We start from the raw sequence: 19,663 nt of genomic DNA on the forward strand, positions 1-19,663 counted from the left end.
GGAAACGCCCGGTCACATTCCGAACCCGGAAGCTAAGACTCTCAGCGCCGATGGTACTGCAGGGGGGACCCTGTGGGAGAGTAGGACACCGCCGGACTTAACTTAGCAACACCAGAAAAGCCATCCCCACGGGATGGCTTTTCTGCGTTAACCCCCAGCGCCGCTGATCGAGGAGCGCGGATTCCTAAACCTTGCTTGGGCGGGCAGCGACTGGCGGCCGGGGATGAGCGGTCAGGTCCTTGTAACGGGACGTATGCGGCGTGGAGGCGCGGCACGCGCTTTGGTGGGCCACGAGCGCGGCAGTGCCCGAGGGATTAGGCTTGATGTGTCTGTCGAAATGCCGGACTAATTACACAGGAGATACAGTGAGCCCTTCAGGACCCCGCGACGGCGATTCCCGCAACAACGGTCAGGACGACCGTCGTTCGAACCAGAGCGGCCGACCCTCGAACGGGCGACCTTCCGGCGCCGGCGAAGGCGCCAAGCCGCCATATCGCGGTAACTCCGACCGCCCGCAGCAGGGTGGCGAGCGTCCTCCGTACCGCGGCAATTCTGACCGTCCCTCTGGCGGTAACGACCGCGCTCCGTATCGGGGTAACTCTGATCGTCCTGCGCAGGGCGAGCGTCCTCCGTACCGCGGCAATTCTGACCGTCCCTCTGGCGGTAACGACCGCGCTCCGTATCGGGGTAACTCTGATCGTCCGGCGCAGGGCGAGCGTCCTCCGTACCGCGGCAATTCTGACCGTCCCTCTGGCGGTAACGACCGCGCTCCGTATCGGGGTAACTCTGATCGTCCCGCCCAGGGCGAGCGTCCTCCGTACCGCGGCAATTCTGACCGTCCCTCTGGCGGTAACGACCGCGCTCCCTACCGGGGTAACTCTGATCGTCCCGCGCAGGGCGAGCGTCCTCCGTACCGCGGCAAGTCCGATCGGCCCGCTCAGGGCGGCGACCGCAAACCGTGGGCCAAAGATGGTGCCCGGCCCGAGCGTAGCGACCGGCCCAGCACGGATCGTCCGCGCAGCGACCGGCCCAGCACGGATCGTCCGCGTTCGGACAGTGACAGCAAGCCGTGGACGCAGCGCGGCGGCTCACCGAATCGTGCCGGCGCCCCGCGCGTCGACGCCGGCAAGAAACTGTGGACCCGTGACGGCGCCCCGGCCCGAAACGACCGCGATGCCCGCGTCGTCGAAGAGGAGATGACCGAAGAGCAGCGTATGCAGCGCGAGCTGCGTTCGGTGCGTCCGCGCCACGATGACCCGGAACTTCCCGACGACATCTCCGCCAACGACCTGGACCGCATTGCGCGCAACGAGCTCAAAACTCTCACCAAGGAGAACGCCGAAACCGTCGGCCGCCATCTGGCGATGGCCGCCCGTGTCATTGACGAGAATCCGCAGCTTGCACATCAGCACGTGATGAGCGCAGCCCGTCGGGCTGGCCGAATCGGTGTCGTGCGGGAGAGCCTGGCCATCACCGCGTACGCCACCGGCGACTTCGCCCTGGCCCTGCGCGAGCTGCGCACCTACCGTCGTATTTCGGGCTCGAACGATCAGCTGCCCCTCATGGTCGACAGCGAACGCGGCGTCGGCCGCCCCGACCGCGCCCTGGAACTCGGTCGGTCGGTCGATCGCGCAACGCTGTCATCGTCCGTGCAGGTGGGCCTGGCCATTGCAATGTCAGGTGCACGACTGGACCGCGGCGAAACAGATGCCGCGCTCGTCGAGCTCGAAATTCCACAGCTCAATCCCAACACGGCTTTCTCATATAGTCCCGAGCTGTTCGCCGCCTACGCCGAGGTGCTGACCGAACTCGGCCGCGAGGACGAGGCGGACGAGTGGCTTGAGCGGGCCTCCCGCGCCGACGCCGCACTGGGCGCCTCCGGCGACGATGACGAAACCATTGAAATTGAAGAGATGGACGACGACGACGACGCCGACGCCGACGCCCTGGCGTACTTCGCCGCTGACGGCGGCGATGAGGACGACGATGAGAAGGAAACTGTGGATGCTGGCGAAGCTGCCCGGGTAGTTTCTGCCGCCGGACTCGGATCGGTCGACCGGGCGGACGCTGACGACGCTGACGACGCTGACGACGCCGATGATATCGTGACCGAAACGGGTGACACCGCTGAAACTGACGACGAGACCGACGAGACCGACGCTGCGGCATCCGCTTCGATCGACATCAACACCGACACCGACATCAACACCGACACCGACATCAACACTGCGACGGAGCCCGATGCTGCATCAACGAAAGCCTGAACTCGCGACTCCGCTGGCCGGCATTGACGTTCTGCTGGCAGATCTCGATGGTGTGGTGTACGCGGGTCCGGCGGCGATTCCCTTCGCCGTCGAGAGCCTGAACCGCGCCGCCGAGACCCTTCGTGTTGGCTACATCACCAACAACGCCTCCCGCACCGATCAGTCCGTTGCCGACCACCTCACCCAGCTCGGGCTGAACGTGGCGGCAGCGGATGTCGTCACCTCTCCGCAGGCTGCCGTGCGGCTGCTGGCGGAGCGGGTGGAACCCGGCGCGAGCATCCTCGTCGTCGGTGGCGACGGGCTCGTCGACGAGGTCGTCAAGGCCGGATTCGTGGTGACCCGATCCGCCGACGACAAGCCGGCCGCGGTGATTCAGGGCTTTTCCCCCGAGGTCGGATGGGTACACCTGGCCGAGGCCTCGTTTGCACTGAACGCCGATGGCGTTGGCACTGGTATTCCGTGGATCGCGACCAACACCGACTGGACCATCCCGGTGGCCCGAGGCATCGCACCCGGCAACGGCGCGCTCGTTTCCGCCGTGCACACGGCCGTCGGACGGCTTCCGGTTGTGGCCGGCAAGCCCGAAGTCGCGATTTTCCAGGAGGCTACGCGGCGCTTCGGCGCGCAGAACGCGCTCTTCATCGGTGATCGGCTCGACACCGACATTCTCGGTGCGAATCGGGCCGGAATCCCCGCAGTCCTCGTGCTCACCGGCATCGACCGGGCCAAGCAGGCCCTCGCCGCCGATAAAGACTCCCGCCCGGCTTTCATCGTCGAGAACCTGCAGCAGCTGCACGAACCATACCCGGAGACCGTCTTTTCCAAAGACGGTTCGACCGCAACGGTGAACGGTGCGAGCGTGCGCATCACCGGGAACGACGTGCACATCGTCAAGGACGGCGACGGGGGAATCGACCTGCTGCGCGCTGCGTGCGCTGTAATTTACCGATCCGGGCGGGCGATTTACGGACTCAACGTTCCGGAGCGACTGTATCTCGCGCAGTAGCCTAGACAGTGTGAACCTCGAACCGGTCGATCTCGACGCGCAGCTGAGCGACATCGAGACTCGACCGCTCGAACAACGCGCTGACGGGTTCGGGCAGCTGCTCGAGCAACTGCGCGCACAGCTCGAAGACCCTGACGCTGACGCCGACCCGGCAGGCCCGGCATGACCGACGCCCCACCCGACCATGAAACAGACGCACCTATGCCTGAGCCAGTGAACGACGCCACCCCGGTTGACAGCCTCCCAGAGCGGATGCCCGCGACCCGCCTTGACGCCGCCCTCGCCGATCGTGGGCTGGTTCGCTCCCGAACGGTCGCCGCCAAACTCATTGCCGACGGCCTCGTCACCGTCAACGGGCTGCCGATCGTGAAGGCCAGCACCAAAGTCGCGGCGGACTCCGTTCTCGAGGTGGCCGCCACCGACCACTATGTGAGCCGGGGCGCCCACAAGCTCAACGCGGCCCTCGAGGCCTTCGCAATCACCGTCACCGGCCGCATCGCGCTCGACGCCGGTGCCAGTACCGGCGGTTTCAGCCAGGTACTGCTCGAGCGCGGCGCCGCCCAGATCATCGCCGCAGATGTCGGTCACGGCCAGCTGGCAGCGCAACTGCAGAACGAGCCGAGGCTGAAGCTGGTCGAGGGCTACAACATCCGCTATGCCACCCCGGAAACGCTCGCCGGGGCATCCGGAATCACGGAAAGACCCGACCTCGTCGTGGCCGATCTGTCGTTCATCTCGCTCACCACCGTACTGCCGGCCCTCGTGGCGACAGCCGCACCCGGTGCCGACTTCGTGCTGCTGATCAAACCGCAGTTCGAAGTGGGCCGCGGTGGCATTCGCGAAGGCATCGTGCACGACAAGGGCCTTCGAAGTGATTCAGTGGCCGGAGTGCTGTGGGCCGGTCACGACCTCGGCCTGAAAACCTGCGGCGTCATTGCCTCACCCATTATTGGGGCGGCCGGAAATCACGAGTATCTGTGTTGGATGAGCGCCACGGGCGGCTTGAATCCGACAGAATGGATGGACCGGATCGAAGTACTGGTGGGAGCGTGACGAGTTGAGTGACACCCCGCGGTACTTTCTCATCGTGGCGCACACCGGTCGTGCCGATTCGCTCGAAGCTGCCGCGACGGTGTGCGAACAGCTCATCGCGAGCGGCGCCGTACCGGTTCTGGCCCCGGACGAACGGGCCGACCTGCTCGCCTCCTCGCCCGAGCTGAACGGTCACATCGCCATTCTCGGCGAGAGCGTGGGGACCGCTGAGCTCGAGCTGGTTATCGTGCTCGGCGGCGACGGCACAATTCTTAGGTCTGCTGAACTCGTGCGCGGTTGCTCGGCCCCGCTGCTCGGCATCAACCTCGGTCATGTCGGATTTCTTGCCGAGAGCGAGCGCGACGACCTCGGCGAGGCTGTACGCCGCGCCCTCAAGGGCGACTATGAGGTCGAGGAACGTCTTGCCCTGTCAGTGCGGGTGAAGGTCGCCGACGAGGTCGTCTACGAAACCTGGGCGCTCAACGAGGTCACCGTTGAAAAGGCCAGCCGCGAACGCATGATCGAGGTCGTCGTGGAGGTCGACGGTCGCCCGCTGTCATCGTTCGGCTGTGACGGCGTCGTACTATCGACTCCGACTGGTTCGACCGCCTACTCGTTCTCGGCCGGCGGCCCGATCGTCTGGCCGGGCGTCGAAGCATTGCTGCTGGTTCCGCTCAGCGCGCACGCCCTGTTCGCTCGGCCGCTCGTGGTCGGCCCGGAATCGTCACTCGCCGTCGAGGTGCTCTCGCGAACCGGTGCCACTGCTGTGCTCTGCGCCGACGGACGGCGCACCCAGGATCTGCCGACCGGTGCCCGCGTGATCGTGCGCCGCTCGCGCGTTCCGGTGCGCCTGGCCCGACTTCACATCGGCCCGTTCACCGACCGCCTGGTCAACAAATTCAACTTGCCCGTCACTGGCTGGCGCGGCCCGGTCGGCCGCGAGTGATCGACGAACTGTTCATCCGCGACCTCGGCGTCATCGCCGAGGCCACGCTGCCGCTCGGCCCAGGGTTCACCGCCGTCACCGGTGAAACCGGCGCCGGCAAGACCATGGTGGTCACAGCGCTCGGACTCCTGCTCGGCGATCGAGCGGATGCCGGCACCGTGCGCCAAGGCCAGCCGCAAAGTTTCGTGCAGGGCCGCTGGGTCATCGACCCGACCAGCACCGTGGCAGACCGGGTGCGCGACGCCGGGGGAGACCTCGACGGCCCCGAACTCATCCTCGGACGCTCCGTCTCGAGCGAGGGCCGCAGTCGCGCGATGGTCGGCGGACGCGGCGCTCCGGCGAGCGTGCTCGGTGATTTGCGCAACGACCTCGTCGTCGTGCACGGCCAGAGCGACCAGGTGCGGCTGCGCTCCGCCGCCGCTCAACGTGACGCCCTCGACCGTTTCGCCGGCCCCGAGCTCGCCGCCATAGTCGCCGATTACCAGCACGCTTTCCACCGCTGGCAGGCCAACCAGGCCGATCTCGACCGGCTCGTCACCGAACGAGACCTGCGCGCCCGCGAGGCCGACGATCTGCGCGCCGCGCTGACCGAGATCGAAACGGTCGCACCGCAACCCGGCGAGGACGCCGAACTGGGCGAACGCGCCGAGCGCCTCGGCAACCTCGAAGAACTGCGACTGGCCGGCGAGGAAGCCCGCCAGCTCATCTCCGCCGAAGACAACCCCGACGACGTGCCCGACACGGTCGCCCTGCTCGAAACCGCTCGGCGCGCCCTCGACCGGGTCGCCGCCCACGATGTGGCGCTGCCTTCGCTCGTCGCCGCCATTGCCAACGTCGGTTTCGTCGTCGCCGACATCGCCGCCGAACTCTCGAGCTACCTGGCCGGCCTCGACGCTGACGGCGCTCGTGAACTGGAAATCGTGCAGGAACGCCGGGCCGAACTGGGCATACTCGCCCGCAAGTACCCGGGCGGTCTAGAGGAAGCCATTGAGTTTCTCGCTACCGGCAGCGCCCGGCTGCTTGAGCTCGACTCCGACTCCGACCGTGTCGAGCAGCTCAATCGTGAAACGGATGCCGACCACACGCTGGTCACGACCCTCGCCGCCGCCCTCACCGCGTTACGCCAGGCGGCAGCCGTGCAGCTCGGCACCCGGGTGACAGTCGAGCTCGGTGCGCTGGCCATGCCCGACGCCGTGCTGCAGGTGGAGGTCGAATCCGGGCCGGAATTCACCGTCACCGGCAGTGACCTCGTGCGCCTGCTGCTGCAACCGCACGCGGGCGCGGAGCCGCGCGCGTTGGCGCGCGGGGCATCCGGTGGTGAACTGTCCCGAGTGATGCTCGCCATCGAGGTCGTCATCAACGCGACCGACCCGGTGCCCACCTTCGTCTTCGACGAGATCGACGCCGGTGTGGGCGGAGCCGCCGCGATCGAAATCGGCCGCAGGCTCGCCCGGCTCGCCGAAACCGCGCAGGTGATCGTCGTCACGCACCTCGCCCAGGTCGCTGCGTTCGCCGGCAACCACCTGAGCGTCGTCAAAGACAGCGACGGATCCGTCACGGCCTCAAGCGTGCGCCAGCTGCGCGGCGACGACCGGGCCGCCGAAATGGCCCGCCTGCTCTCGGGCCTGCCCGACTCCAAAAGCGGCCTCGAACATGCCAGGGAACTGCTCGACCTCGCCCAGTTCACCGTTCATCCCCCCAAAAAGTGAGTGATCAAATCCAGGTGATAGCATTGAAGCCCGTGGTGGAAAATATAATTACGGACCGATCCGATGGCACGACCAAGCACATCTTCGTGACCGGGGGTGTGGTCTCCTCGCTCGGTAAGGGCTTGACGGCGGCCAGCCTCGGAAACCTGCTCACTGCGCGCGGCCTGCGGGTCGTCATGCAGAAGCTCGACCCCTATCTCAACGTCGATCCTGGAACGATGAACCCGTTCCAACACGGCGAAGTCTTCGTGACCGACGACGGTGCAGAGACCGACCTCGACATCGGGCACTACGAACGTTTTCTCGACATCAACCTCGGCCAGTCGGCCAACGTGACGACTGGTCAGGTCTACTCGCAGGTCATTGCCAAGGAGCGTCGCGGTGAGTACCTCGGTGACACCGTGCAAGTCATCCCGCACATCACCGATGAGATCAAGCGTCGCATGCGGCTGCAGGCGAGCGATGAGGTACGCCCCGACGTGATCATCACCGAGGTCGGCGGCACGGTCGGTGACATCGAAAGCCAGCCGTTCCTCGAAGCCGCCCGCCAGGTGCGTCACGAACTCGGCCGCGGCAACGTGTTCTTCGTGCACGTGTCGCTCGTGCCGTTCCTCGGTGCGGCCGGCGAGCAGAAGACCAAGCCCACCCAGCACTCCGTTGCCACCCTGCGCTCGATCGGAATTCAGCCCGACGCCCTCGTGCTGCGCAGCGACCGGCCAGTGTCCGAGTCGAACAAACGCAAGATCGCGCTCATGTGCGACGTCGACGAAGACGCCGTGGTCAATTGCCCCGACGTGTCGTCGATCTACGAGATCCCCACCATGCTGCACAACCAGGGCCTCGACAAGTACATCGTCAACGCCCTCGGCCTCGTTGCTGACACCGTTGACTGGACCGGCTGGGAGAAACTGCTCGAGGCGGTGCGCCACCCCAAGCACGAGGTCACCATCGGCCTGGTCGGCAAGTACATCGACCTGCCGGATGCCTACCTCTCGGTCACCGAGGCGCTGAGAGCCGGCGGATTCGCCAACCAGGCCAAGGTCAAAATCGTCTGGATCGGCTCCGATGACTGCGAAACCGACGAGGGAGCGGCCCGCTTGCTCGGCGAACTCGACGGCATCTGCGTGCCAGGCGGGTTCGGAATCCGTGGCATCGAGGGCAAGCTCGGCGCCCTCAAATTTGCACGCGAAAACGATATTCCGGTGCTCGGCCTGTGCCTCGGCCTGCAGTGCATGGTCATCGAATATGCCCGCAACAAGGCCGACCTGCCCGGTGCCTCGTCGAGCGAATTCGACCCGGAAACCGAGTTCCCGGTCATCGCGACCATGGAAGAGCAGGTCGAGATCATCGCCGGCGGCGACCTCGGCGGCACCATGCGCCTCGGTCTCTACCCGGCTACCCTCGCTGAGGGTTCCCTGGTCGCCGAACTGTACGGCGCCAATGAAGCCTCCGAACGTCACCGTCACCGCTACGAGGTCAATAACGCCTTCCGCGACCAGATCGCCCTGGCCGGTTTGTGGTTCTCCGGTACGAGCCCCGACCGCCACCTGGTCGAGTACGTCGAGCTCAAGCGCGAGGAGCACCCGTTTTACGTCGGCACGCAATCCCACCCGGAGCTGCGGTCACGGCCGAACCACGCGCATCCGCTGTTTCGCGGCCTGATTAAAGCCGCGCTCGAACGACAAGAAGCCAGCCGGTTGTTCGAGGTGAAGGAAGAACTTAGTGCCTGACGCCCTGCAGGATGACGTAGTTGCGGTCGACGTGACCGCTAGCGACGTTGTTTATGACGGGGCCATCTGGAACGTGCGGCGTGACTCGTTCGACTACAACGGCGCGAGCATCACCCGTGAGTACATCGACCACCCCGGCGCGGTCGCCGTGCTCGCCCTCGACGAGCACGACCGGGTGCTGCTGATCAAGCAGTACCGGCACCCGACCGGCCTGCGCGGCTGGGAACTGCCGGCCGGGTTGCTCGACGTTGCCGGCGAAAATGCGCTCGTCGGCGCCCAGCGTGAGCTGGCCGAAGAAGCGGATGTCGTCGCCTCCCAGTGGGCGCTGCTCACCGAGTTCTACACCTCACCCGGCGGCAGCAACGAAGCGATCCGGGTGTATCTGGCCCGCGGAGTCTCCGCCGTCGCAGCCTTCGACCGCACAGAGGAAGAAGCCGACATCGAACTGCGCTGGGTGCCGCTCGACGAGTGCGTCGACGCCGTGCTGGCGCGGCGCATCGCGAACCCCCTCCTGATCGTGGGCGTTCTGGCCGCCCAGATCGCGCGTTCGCGCGGGTGGAGCACGCTCGCGCCGGCTGACCTGCCGTGGCCGCGGCATCCGCTCAGCCTTCATTCGCGCAACATCACGGCCTGAGCATGTCGATCGCCACCGCGGTGGATTCTTATCTGCGGCACGTGGCGGTCGAACGTGGCCTCGCCGCGAACACCGTCGACGCCTATCGGCGTGATCTCGGGCTGTACACGGCCTGGCTTTCGGCTGATGCTGCTGAGATACCAGCGCGGCCGATCACCGACCTGCGCGCAGTCACCAGGGCGCACATCTCGGCCTTCGTGCAGCATCTCGGCCTGCGTGCGGAATCCCCACTGACCGCCGCATCGATTGCCCGCGTTCTCTCGACCGTGCGCGGATTCCACCGCTTTCTCCTCGATGAGGGCCTGGTCGAAGCGGATGTCGCGCACGACACCAAACCGCCCAAACTCGCCCTGCGCCTGCCCAAAGCCATCTCGATCGAGCAAGTCACCGCGCTGCTGGCGGCAACCGACGGCGACGATGTGCAGCGGCTGCGCGACAAGGCGCTGCTCGAACTGCTCTACGCAACCGGCGCCCGGGTGAGTGAGGTGGTCAACCTCAACGTTGACGATGTGCTCGTGGAGGTGTTCGACTCGGTGCGCCTCACCGGCAAGGGCGACAAACAGCGCATCGTGCCGGTGGGAAGCTTCGCGCGGACCGCCGTCTCAAATTATCTCGTTCGAGCCCGGCCGACGCTGTCGGCGCGCGGACGGTCGACGCCGGCCCTGTTCCTCGGCGTGCGCGGGCAACGGGTCAGCCGGCAGAACGCCTGGCTGATTATTCGCGCGGCCGCCGAACGGGCCGGGCTCACCGTGCCAGTGTCGCCGCACACCCTGCGACACTCCTTTGCGACGCACCTGCTCGCCGGCGGCGCCGACGTGCGCGTGGTGCAGGAGCTACTAGGCCATTCCTCGGTCGCGACGACCCAGATCTACACCCTGGTCACCGCCGACACCCTGCGCGACATGTATACCACCGCCCATCCGCGGGCACGCTGACCGGCTGAGACCGGTGTGCGCGGCGATCCTTGCGGCGACGCGCCGTTCCACTCGCTACAATCGAGCAAGTGATGGGTGCAGGACAAAACAAGGACGGGCCAGTGACGCGTAAGTTGAGCGAGCGAATTTCGCTACCCGGTTTCGATGACATTCCGGTGGGTCCGACGGGACGCGAAAAACATGAGTTCGCTGATCCGGAGCCACTGAAAAGCCACGGCCCCGCGCGCATCATCTCTCTCTGCAACCAGAAGGGTGGCGTCGGCAAGACCACGACGACCATCAATCTCGGTGCCGCCCTGGCTCGTTACGGCCGCCGGGTGCTCGCCATCGACTTCGACCCGCAGGGTGCCCTCTCTGCCGGCCTCGGCGTGCCCACCCACGACGTCACCACCATCTACGACCTGCTGCTCAACGGCAAGGTCGATCCGAAAGAGGCGATCCAGCCGACCTCGGTCGAGGGCCTCGACGTCATTCCAGCCAACATCGACCTCTCGGCCGCAGAGGTGCACCTGGTCAACGAGGTGGCCCGTGAGCAAATTCTGGCTCGCGTTTTGCGCAAGGTCTCCGGCGACTACGACGTCATCCTGATCGACTGCCAGCCGTCCCTCGGCATCCTCACCGTCAACGCGCTCACCGCTAGCCACGGTGTGCTCATTCCGCTCGAGTGCGAATTTTTCGCCCTGCGCGGCGTTGCCCTTCTCATCGAAACCATTGATAAGGTACGCGACCGGCTCAACCCGGCGATCGAACTCGATGGGATCCTCGCTACCATGTACGACTCCCGCACCCTGCACTCACGCGAGGTGCTCGAGCGCGTCGTCGATGCCTTCGGCCACAGTGTGCTCGAAACCGTCATCGGCCGCACCGTGAAGTTCCCCGACGCGAGCGTGGCCGGGGTGCCCATCACCGACTTCGCGCCCGAGCACGCGGCGGCCAAAGCCTACCTGCAGGTGGCCCGCGAACTGATCCACCGTGGCGCAGTCGCCTAGCGCGCCCGAGAAGCCCGCGTTTTCGGTCGCTCTCGGCGTTTTCGAGGGCCCGTTCGACCTGCTGTTGAAACTGATCACCCGGCACGAGCTCGACATCACCGAGATCTCGCTGAGCCAGGTCACCGACGAGTTCATCTTTTACCTGCGTGGCCTCGATGCCGCTGAAGAACTCGACCAGGCCACCGAGTTTCTCGTCGTCGCCGCGACGCTGCTCGACCTCAAGGTGGCCGGACTGCTGCCGCAGGGCGAACTCGTCGACGCCGAAGATGTGGCTTTGCTCGAAGCCCGCGACTTGCTGTTCGCCCGCCTGCTCCAGTACCGCGCGTTTAAGGAAGCCTCGTCCTGGTTCACTAGCCAGCTCTCCAAGGAGACCCGACGCCACGTGCGGTCGGTGCGCCTCGAAGAGAAATACCGTCAGACGACCCCGGAGCTGGTCTGGACGCTCTCTCTCGCCGACTTCGCCGCTCTGGCCGCCGTCGCGCTCGCACCGCGTGAGCTGCCCGTTGTGGGCATCGGCCACCTGCACGCGCCGCTGGTCAGCATCCGCGAACAGGCTGCTTATATCGTCGCCATGCTGAAGCAGGGGGAGACGGTCTCGTTCCGTGCGCTCATCGTCGGCACCGACCAGAAGGGCGTCATCATCGCCCGTTTTCTCGCCGTGCTCGAGCTGTACCGCCACGGCGCTCTCTCGTTCGACCAAATTGAGCCCCTCGGCGAGCTCACCCTGCGCTGGAACACCCAGGCCCTGAACGGGCAGGACTGGACCGACGACAATCTCGCATCGCTCGGAGCCGACTATGACAACTGACCGCATGACAACTGACCGCATGACAACGGACTCCAGAAATACGGTAGATCAGGCAATCGACACCCGATCACGCCCACCGCAAACGGATGCCACAGCATCCGTTTCGTTGCCAGCCGGCGACACCGCCGCGCACGCCCTCGACCGCCAGCTTGAGGCCGTCTTCATGGTCGCCGACGAACCGCAGAGCATCGTGCACCTCGCGACCGCCGTTGGCCGTTCGATCGCCGACGTGGCGGCATCCGTTGCCCGGCTCGTGGCCGATTTCGACGGCGACAGCAGCGTAGACGGCACAACAACGGTGCGCCGCGGCTTTGAGCTGCGCGAGGTCGCCGGCGGCTGGCGCATCTACGTGCGCGCCACCCACGACGAACTCATCACCGACTTCGTGCTGACCCAGAATCCCAGCCGGCTCAGTCAGGCAGCCCTCGAAACTCTTGCCGTGATCGCCTACAAGCAGCCGATCAGCCGTGGCCAGGTCGCGAGCATTCGCGCGGTCAACGTCGACTCCGTCGTGCGCACCCTGCTCGGCCGCGGCCTGGTCACCGAGGCTTTCACCGACAGCGAAACCGGCGCAATCAACTACGCCACCACAGACTTGCTGCTCACCCAGCTCGGAATCAACTCGCTCGACGAGTTACCCCACCTATCGCCGTTGCTCGACGGCGGAACCGACGGATTCGAGGATCTGCTTTGACCGACAACACGACCAACGACAGTGCCCCCCGCGACCCCAACTTCAACCCAGAGGCCGCAGCCGACGGCGTGCGCCTGCAGAAGGTTCTCGCCTCGGCCGGAGTTGCCAGCCGCCGCGTCTCCGAAGACCTCATCACCTCTGGCCGCGTGCGGGTGAACGGCAAGGTCGTCACCGAGCTTGGCCGCCGTGTGCACCCCGAAACCGACCAGGTCGCCGTCGACAACGTAGCCGTGCAGCTCGACACCACCCGCCGTTACCTCATGCTCAACAAGCCGGTCGGCGTCGTCTCCTCGATGCAGGACGAAAGCGGACGCCCCGACCTGCGCGAATTCACCGACCAGTTCGACGAACGCCTCTTCAATGTGGGCCGGCTTGACGCGCAGACCAGCGGCCTGCTCATCCTCACCAATGACGGTGACCTCGCCCACGTGCTCGCTCACCCCTCGTTCGGCGTCTCGAAGACCTACATTGCCAAGGTAGAGGGCCGTGTCTCGCCGCAGACCGTCGGCCAGCTGCAGAGCGGCATCGAACTCGAGGACGGCCCCATCCACGCCGACAAGGCGCGCATCCTGACAAGCCCTCCCGGCGGTGGTTTCAGCATGGTCGAGCTCACCCTGCACTCCGGGCGCAACCGCATCGTGCGACGGATGCTCGACGCCGTCGGTCACCCCGTGGTCGACCTCGTGCGCCGCCAGTTCGGACCGTTAAACCTCGGTACCCTGCAGCAGGGGGCCGTTCGCGAACTCACCCGTGAAGAACTCGGCCAGCTGCTCACCGTGTCCCGCCAGGCGCCCAGCGCGCGGCCCGACGCCAACTGACTACCAGTGACACCCATCACCTACGGAAACAGAGACTGAACCATGGCTGAAAGCCGCCTTGTCGGACCGGTGCGCATTGTCGGCGTCGGTCTGCTCGGAACCAGCGTTGGCCTCGGTCTACGCAACCGCCAGATCGAGACGATTCTCGCCGACGCCTCGCCGACCAACCTGCGCATCGCCATCGACTATGGAGCCGGTCGTGCCGCAGCGCCGGGCGATCTGCCCCAGCTCATCGTGGTCTGTGTGCCGCCGGATGTCACCGCGGAGATCGTCGCCCGGGAGCTCGAGGCCTACCCGGGCGCAATCGTCACGGATGTCGCGAGTGTCAAACTCGCCCCGCTCGCCGAGCTGCGGGAGCGCGGAGCCGATGTCAGCCGCTACATCGGCTCGCATCCGCTCGCAGGTCGGGAGAAGGGCGGCCCTCTCTCCGGCCGCGCCGATCTGTTTATCGGCCGCCCCTGGGTCGTCGCGGCGCACGACGCGATCAGCTACCAGCAGGCCGGTGCGATCGACGATCTCATCCTCGACCTCGGCGCCATTTTGGTGGAGATGACCCCCGAGGAGCACGACCTTGGTGTCGCGCTGGTCTCGCACGTTCCTCAGGTCATTTCGACTCTGATGGCCCGCCGCCTCACCGGAGCGGCGCATTCCTCGCTCAACCTTGCAGGCCAGGGACTGCGCGACGTGACCAGGGTCGCCGCGAGCGACCCCGACCTGTGGGTGCAGATTCTCGGCGCCAACGCCGGACCGGTGCGCGATGTGCTGCTCGCGTATCGCGACGACCTCGACCGCTTCATTGACGCTTTGGAAGACCCTGCCGCACCCGGAGCGCAACGCAAGGTTGCCGAAGAACTGGCCGGCGGCAACGCCGGGGTGGCCCGCCTGCCCGGCAAACACGGGCAGGACCGCCGCTTCTCCTCGATGGTCGTCATGGTCAACGACCGGCCCGGCCAGATTGCGCGCCTGCTCAACGACATCGGAGAGCTCGACGTCAACCTCGAAGACTTACGCTTGGAACACTCGCCGGGCGCCCAGATCGGCCTCGCCGAAATCTCTGTCCTGCCCGAGGCCGTCACCCGCCTCACCGAAGAGCTGGCCGCCCGCGGCTGGCGGATTGCTGGTTAACGCTCATGGCACGTCACTCCGTTCCCACCCTCGTCGCCATCGATGGACCGGCTGGCAGCGGCAAGTCGAGCGTTAGTCGTGCCGCCGCACGCCGCCTCGGCTTCGCCTACCTCGACACCGGCGCCGCCTACCGTGCGCTGGCCTGGCTGGCGCTTGACCGCGACACCGACAGCAGCCAAGCGGATGCCGTCACGTCGCTCCTGAAAGACTTCGACTATGCGATCGGTACCGACCCAGACGAATACTTCGTCACGGTGGGCCAGACCGACGTGACCGACGCCATCCGTTCGCCGGAGGTCAGTGCGGCGGTCAGTGCCGTTGCCCGCGTTCCCGCAGTGCGCCAGGCGCTCACCGACCTGTTTCGAAGCATCGCCGAGAACGTGGATCGACCCGGTGTCGTGGTCGAAGGACGCGACATCACGACCATCGTCGCCCCCGAGGCCGAGGTTCGCATTCTGCTCACGGCATCCGAGGAGGCTAGAATGACTAGACGCTCTGCGGAAATAACGACCCAATCGGCCCAAACCGTGGCAGAACAGCTGCGATCACGTGATCGCGCTGACTCACAGGTTGTCGATTTCATGAGCGCTGCAGACGGTGTGATAACCGTCGACTCCACCCATCTCGACTTCGAGCAGACCATTGAAGCGGTCATCGACGTCTACCACACACGCATGAAGCGGGCTTTGAATGAGTAACGAATACGACGACACGAGCACAGCGCTCGACACCGAGCTGGCGGAGCGACTCGCCAACCTCGACGAGGAACTCGCCACCCGGCGATCTGCGGCGCTGCGCACGGACCTTGATAACTACGACCTCGACGAGGAAGACCTCGACGTACTGCAGGCCGTCACCGACGATCCCGACGCGATCCAGTACCTGCCCGCCGTTCCGGTGATCGCCATCGTCGGCCGCCCGAACGTGGGCAAGTCGGCGCTGGTCAACCGCATCCTCGGCCGCCGCGAGGCTGTCGTCGAGGACACCCCCGGTGTCACGCGAGACCGCGTCGCTTACAAGGGCGACTGGAACGAACGCAAGTTCAGCCTCGTCGACACGGGCGGCTGGGAGCCCGACGCCAAGGGCATCGACGCCTCCGTCGCCGCCCAGGCTGAGATCGCCATTGACCTGTCCGACCTCGTCATGTTCGTTGTTGACTCCAACGTGGGCCCGACCTCGACCGACGAAGCCGTCGTGCGCATGCTTCGCAAGAGCGGCAAGCCCGTCTTCCTGATCGCCAACAAAGTCGACGACGTGCGCCAGGAACCCGAAGCGGCCAGCCTGTGGTCGCTCGGTCTCGGCCAGCCGTGGCCGGTCTCCGCCCTGCACGGTCGTGGTGTTGCCGACCTGCTCGACGCTATTCTGCTTGTGCTGCCCGAAATCTCCAACGTTGCCAAGCAGGAGGTCGGCGGCCCGCGCCGCGTGGCCATCCTCGGACGCCCGAATGTCGGCAAGTCCAGCCTGCTCAATAAGGTCGTGGGGGAGGAACGCGTTGTCGTTAACGAGCTCGCCGGCACGACCCGCGACCCGGTCGACGAGCAGGTCGAGCTCGGCGGCAAGGTCTGGCGTTTCGTCGATACCGCCGGCATCCGCCGGAGGGTGCACCTCTCCCAGGGCGCCGACTTCTACGCTTCGCTGCGCACCAGCGCTGCCCTGGAAAAGGCCGAGGTCGCCGTTGTGCTTCTCGACGTGACCGAGGTCATCAGCGAGCAGGATATCCGCGTCATCGACCTCGTCATCGAGTCGGGCCGTGCGCTCGTGCTCGCTTTCAACAAGTGGGACCAGATCGATGACGACCGTCGCCGCTACCTTGAGCGTGAGATCGAGCAGGACCTGGCCCACGTGGCCTGGGCCCCGCGCGTGAACATCTCGGCCAAAACCGGTCGGCACATGGAGAAGCTGGTACCGGCTCTCGAGCTCGCTCTCGAGTCGTGGGATACCCGCATCGCCACCGGTAAGTTCAACGCCTTCCTGGCCGAGCTCGCCGCCGCCCACCCGCACCCCGTGCGCAGCGGCAAGCAGCCGCGCATCCTGTTCGGCACGCAGGCCTCGAGCCGCCCCCCGACGTTCGTGGTGTTCACCACCGGATTCCTCGACCCGGGGTACCGCCGCTACATCCAGCGTCGTCTGCGCGAGATCTACGGCTTCGAGGGAAGCCCAATCAACCTGAGCATGCGCGTGCGCGAGAAGCGCAAACGCTAAATTTCCCAAATTCGCCACAATAGGCGAACGGATGCGGCCGGACCTGTTCACACAGGTCCGGCCGCTTTTTTGTGCCCATTGTGGCGATACTTTCCGCGACCAGACCGAGCGGGAACCTGTCAAACCCATGGACTGGCTTGTAACAATACCTATAGTGGGTAAAACTCAATAAGTCAACGGGGTCCCTACGCCCCCCGCTGGCACCTGCCGTTCTGTGCACTACCCGAAATGTGATTCATGACTTTTAACACCCATCCAGCTTCGCGGTCTACCGTTCCTGCGCGCCGCCGCCTAGCCCTCATCGCTGCGGGCGGCGTCGTCGCCGTCGCTTTCAGCGGATTCTCCGTCGCACCCGCAAGCGCCGCCACGAGCGCGATGTCCGTGAACGTGCCCGGTGGCCACAAGATCACTAGAGATCTGGGCACAGTACCTTCCGATGCCGTCTCCGTCGACGTTGTGTTAGACACCGTCACTCAGAGCCGTACCGACATCAAGGTTCTCGTCGGCCCCGAAAACGTGCAGCGCTACTATTTCACCGCTCCCGTCGGCAACGGCGCAGACCGTCACTTCACGGTGCCGGTAACGAGCAAAACCGACGGAACGATCACAATCGCGAGCAGTCGTGCAGACGTGGAGGTGGAGATCACCATCACCGGCTACACGAAGAAGACCGATCCAAAACTGATTTCGCCTCCCGTGCCGACCCCGACCCCGACCCCGACTCCGACCCCGACCCCGACCCCAGCACCGACACCAGCGCCAACCCCGACCCCGACCCCGACCCCAGCGCCAACCCCGCGGACCGGGGGCAACCCGACCGCGGCTAATACCGGCGTTCCGGCCGGCACAGCGTTGAAGGTCGTCCACGGTGACATCAAAATATCCAAACCGGGCACCGTGTTGAACGGCCTCGACGTGCGCGGCCTCGTGAAGATTCAAGCCGACAACGTCACGATCAAAAACTCGGTGATCCGCGGCCGCACGATGAACGGTCCAGGTGCCCTCATCAATAACCTCGGTGGCTTCAAGAATCTCGTCATTACCGACACCGAGCTGTCCCCGACAGTTGCCTCTCCCGATACAAACGGTATTTACGGTTACAACTTCACGGCAACTCGTCTCAATATCAACAACGTAATTGACGGCATCCACGTCACCGGCAGTAACGTGCTCGTCGAAAAAAGCTGGATCCACGACCACATGCACTATCTCAACGACCCCAACCAGGGCGGATCCAGCAGCCATGATGACTCCATCCAGATTCAGTCGGGCAACAACATCACGGTCACCGGCAACCGCCTGACCGACTCGCACAGCGCCGCCGTGCAGATCACGCAGGACCGCGGACCGGTCTCCAACTTCGTGTACACCAACAACTACGCCAACAACGGCGCCTGCACAGTGAACATTGCCGAAAAGTCCTATGGTCCCCTGACCGGAACCGTCATCAAAGACAATGAATTTGGTCGCGACACAAAGGTAGCCAACTGTGCCGTGATCGCTAAGACGTCGACCAAAATCGATTTCGCCCGCAACTACTACACCGACAACACGGCCGTCACCATCAAGAAGGGCTAACCGCCGGATCGTCTGTTCCAACAAAAAGTTCCGGCCACGGGCATTTTGCAAAATGGTGCCTCGGCGGATCAGTACCTAAGAATTACCGAAAAGCACCAATTTCAAAAGCGGATGCGGCCGGCCCTGTTATCGCAGGTCCGGCCGCTTTTTTGTGCCCATTTCGGGGTCAACGTCTACCCCTAAACGGGGGGTGAAGCTGAGAAAGCCATGTGTTCGCTTGTGTCAATGCCCATTGTGGGCAATGCTCATCTTATTCACCTCGGCCCCTACAGCCTCCACCCGCACCTCCCGACTATGTGCACCAGACGAAATGTGAACCATGTCCTCCTCCACTGCTTTCGCTTCGCGCTCTGCCATTCGCCCCGCCGTTCGTTCCTCTCGCCGTCTGGCCCTCATCGCCGCGGCCGGTGCCTTCGCAGTTGCATTTAGCGGCCTCGCCGCCATTCCTGCCCAGGCCGCCGACGGTACCGTGTCGGTCGCTGTCTCCGCCGGCAGCAAGGTTGCTACCGACCTCGGAACCATTCCGGCCGATGCTGCGTCGGTCGACGTGATGTTCGATACCACCGCTGCCGCTCGTACCGATATCAAGGTGCTCGTCGGCCCGGAATACACCCAGCGTTACTACTTCACCGCCCCGACCGGGGACGGCCCCGAGCGCACCTACACCGTGCCCGTCACCAGCAAGTCCGACGGAACCATGGTCGTCGCGAGCAGCTCCGCCAACGTCAAGGTCGCCATGACCGTGGTCGGCTACACGAAGAAGACCGTGCCGGCACCCACCCCGGCTCCGGTACCCACACCGGCCCCGGCTCCAGCACCGGCCCCAGCACCAGCTCCGGCTCCGGCACCGGCTCCGCCCACCAGCGGCACGCCGACATCTTCCAACACCGGCGTTCCGTCCGGCACCGTGCTCAAGGTTGTCAACGGCGACATCAACGTCACCACGCCGGGTACCGTGCTGAGCGGGCTGGACATTCGTGGGCTGGTGAAGATCAGTGCCGCCAACGTCACCATCAAGAACTCGATCATTCGTGGTCGCACCATGAACGGTCCCGGCGCCCTCATTAACAACCTCGGCGGCTTCAGCAACCTCGTCGTGACCGACACCGAGCTGTCCCCGACGGTTGCCTCGCCCCACGCCAACGGCATCTACGGGTACAACTTCACCGCCACCCGCCTGGACATCAATAATG

Annotated in this window: 18 protein-coding genes and 1 rRNA gene; all 19 read left to right on the forward strand. The window is 65.3% G+C overall.

Annotated features, from left to right (window positions below; all coding sequences use genetic code 11):
• Positions 1-97 (forward strand): 5S ribosomal RNA (rrf, locus tag QMK31_RS17090); the annotation flags it as partial.
• Positions 98-365: 268 nt separating this feature from the next.
• On the forward strand, positions 366-2,264 hold the full coding sequence (locus QMK31_RS17095; protein WP_283502155.1) for a hypothetical protein: 1,899 nt from the start codon (positions 366-368) through the stop codon (positions 2,262-2,264).
• Positions 2,242-3,270, forward strand: a complete 1,029-nt coding sequence (locus QMK31_RS17100) for an HAD-IIA family hydrolase (RefSeq protein WP_283502156.1) — start codon at positions 2,242-2,244, stop codon at positions 3,268-3,270. Before QMK31_RS17095 ends, QMK31_RS17100 begins: the two co-directional genes overlap by 23 nt.
• 10 nt (positions 3,271-3,280) lie before the next feature.
• Positions 3,281-3,436, forward strand: a complete 156-nt coding sequence (locus QMK31_RS17105) for a hypothetical protein (RefSeq protein WP_283502157.1) — start codon at positions 3,281-3,283, stop codon at positions 3,434-3,436.
• An 86-nt stretch (positions 3,437-3,522) separates the two neighbouring features.
• Positions 3,523-4,323, forward strand: a complete 801-nt coding sequence (locus QMK31_RS17110) for a TlyA family RNA methyltransferase (protein ID WP_283502169.1) — start codon at positions 3,523-3,525, stop codon at positions 4,321-4,323.
• Positions 4,324-4,327: 4 nt separating this feature from the next.
• The gene (locus QMK31_RS17115; protein ID WP_283502158.1) at positions 4,328-5,248 is read left to right on the forward strand and encodes an NAD kinase; all 921 of its coding nucleotides are present in this window, start codon (positions 4,328-4,330) and stop codon (positions 5,246-5,248) included.
• Positions 5,245-6,957, forward strand: coding sequence for a DNA repair protein RecN (gene recN / locus QMK31_RS17120; RefSeq protein WP_283502159.1), 1,713 nt, complete (start codon positions 5,245-5,247; stop codon positions 6,955-6,957). Before QMK31_RS17115 ends, recN begins: the two co-directional genes overlap by 4 nt.
• A 35-nt stretch (positions 6,958-6,992) precedes the next feature.
• On the forward strand, positions 6,993-8,687 hold the full coding sequence (gene pyrG / locus QMK31_RS17125) for a CTP synthase (RefSeq protein ID WP_502853494.1): 1,695 nt from the start codon (positions 6,993-6,995) through the stop codon (positions 8,685-8,687).
• Positions 8,680-9,321, forward strand: a complete 642-nt coding sequence (locus QMK31_RS17130; protein ID WP_283502160.1) for an NUDIX domain-containing protein — start codon at positions 8,680-8,682, stop codon at positions 9,319-9,321. Before pyrG ends, QMK31_RS17130 begins: the two co-directional genes overlap by 8 nt.
• Positions 9,322-9,323: 2 nt before the next feature.
• Positions 9,324-10,256, forward strand: a complete 933-nt coding sequence (xerD, locus tag QMK31_RS17135) for a site-specific tyrosine recombinase XerD (RefSeq protein WP_283502161.1) — start codon at positions 9,324-9,326, stop codon at positions 10,254-10,256.
• Positions 10,257-10,327: 71 nt separating this feature from the next.
• Positions 10,328-11,245, forward strand: coding sequence for a ParA family protein (locus QMK31_RS17140; protein ID WP_502853500.1), 918 nt, complete (start codon positions 10,328-10,330; stop codon positions 11,243-11,245).
• Positions 11,229-12,053 (forward strand): segregation and condensation protein A, encoded by an 825-nt coding sequence (locus QMK31_RS17145; protein WP_283502163.1) that lies wholly within the window; start codon positions 11,229-11,231, stop codon positions 12,051-12,053. Before QMK31_RS17140 ends, QMK31_RS17145 begins: the two co-directional genes overlap by 17 nt.
• Positions 12,043-12,747 carry an SMC-Scp complex subunit ScpB gene (gene scpB / locus QMK31_RS17150; RefSeq protein ID WP_283502164.1) on the forward strand — a complete coding sequence of 235 codons (705 nt, stop codon included), beginning with the start codon at positions 12,043-12,045 and terminating at the stop codon, positions 12,745-12,747. Before QMK31_RS17145 ends, scpB begins: the two co-directional genes overlap by 11 nt.
• Positions 12,748-12,815: 68 nt before the next feature.
• Positions 12,816-13,565: a pseudouridine synthase gene (locus QMK31_RS17155; protein WP_283502171.1), complete on the forward strand. Its 750-nt coding sequence runs from the start codon at positions 12,816-12,818 to the stop codon at positions 13,563-13,565.
• Positions 13,566-13,607: 42 nt separating this feature from the next.
• Complete coding sequence (locus tag QMK31_RS17160; RefSeq protein WP_283502165.1) at positions 13,608-14,690, forward strand: prephenate dehydrogenase; 1,083 nt, start codon at positions 13,608-13,610, stop codon at positions 14,688-14,690.
• A gap of 5 nt (positions 14,691-14,695) precedes the next feature.
• Positions 14,696-15,388, forward strand: a complete 693-nt coding sequence (gene cmk, locus QMK31_RS17165; protein WP_283502166.1) for a (d)CMP kinase — start codon at positions 14,696-14,698, stop codon at positions 15,386-15,388.
• Entirely contained in the window at positions 15,381-16,892 is a 1,512-nt protein-coding gene (gene der, locus QMK31_RS17170; protein WP_134502241.1) for a ribosome biogenesis GTPase Der, read from the forward strand. Before cmk ends, der begins: the two co-directional genes overlap by 8 nt.
• A 237-nt stretch (positions 16,893-17,129) precedes the next feature.
• A complete protein-coding gene (locus QMK31_RS17175; protein WP_283502167.1) occupies positions 17,130-18,470 on the forward strand; it encodes a right-handed parallel beta-helix repeat-containing protein in 1,341 nt (446 codons plus the stop codon).
• A 319-nt stretch (positions 18,471-18,789) separates the two neighbouring features.
• On the forward strand, positions 18,790-19,663 hold an 874-nt coding region (locus tag QMK31_RS17180; RefSeq protein ID WP_283502168.1), incomplete at its 3' end, for a hypothetical protein.

The organism is Cryobacterium sp. PH31-O1 (genome assembly GCF_030063455.1).
Lineage (GTDB): Bacteria > Actinomycetota > Actinomycetes > Actinomycetales > Microbacteriaceae > Cryobacterium.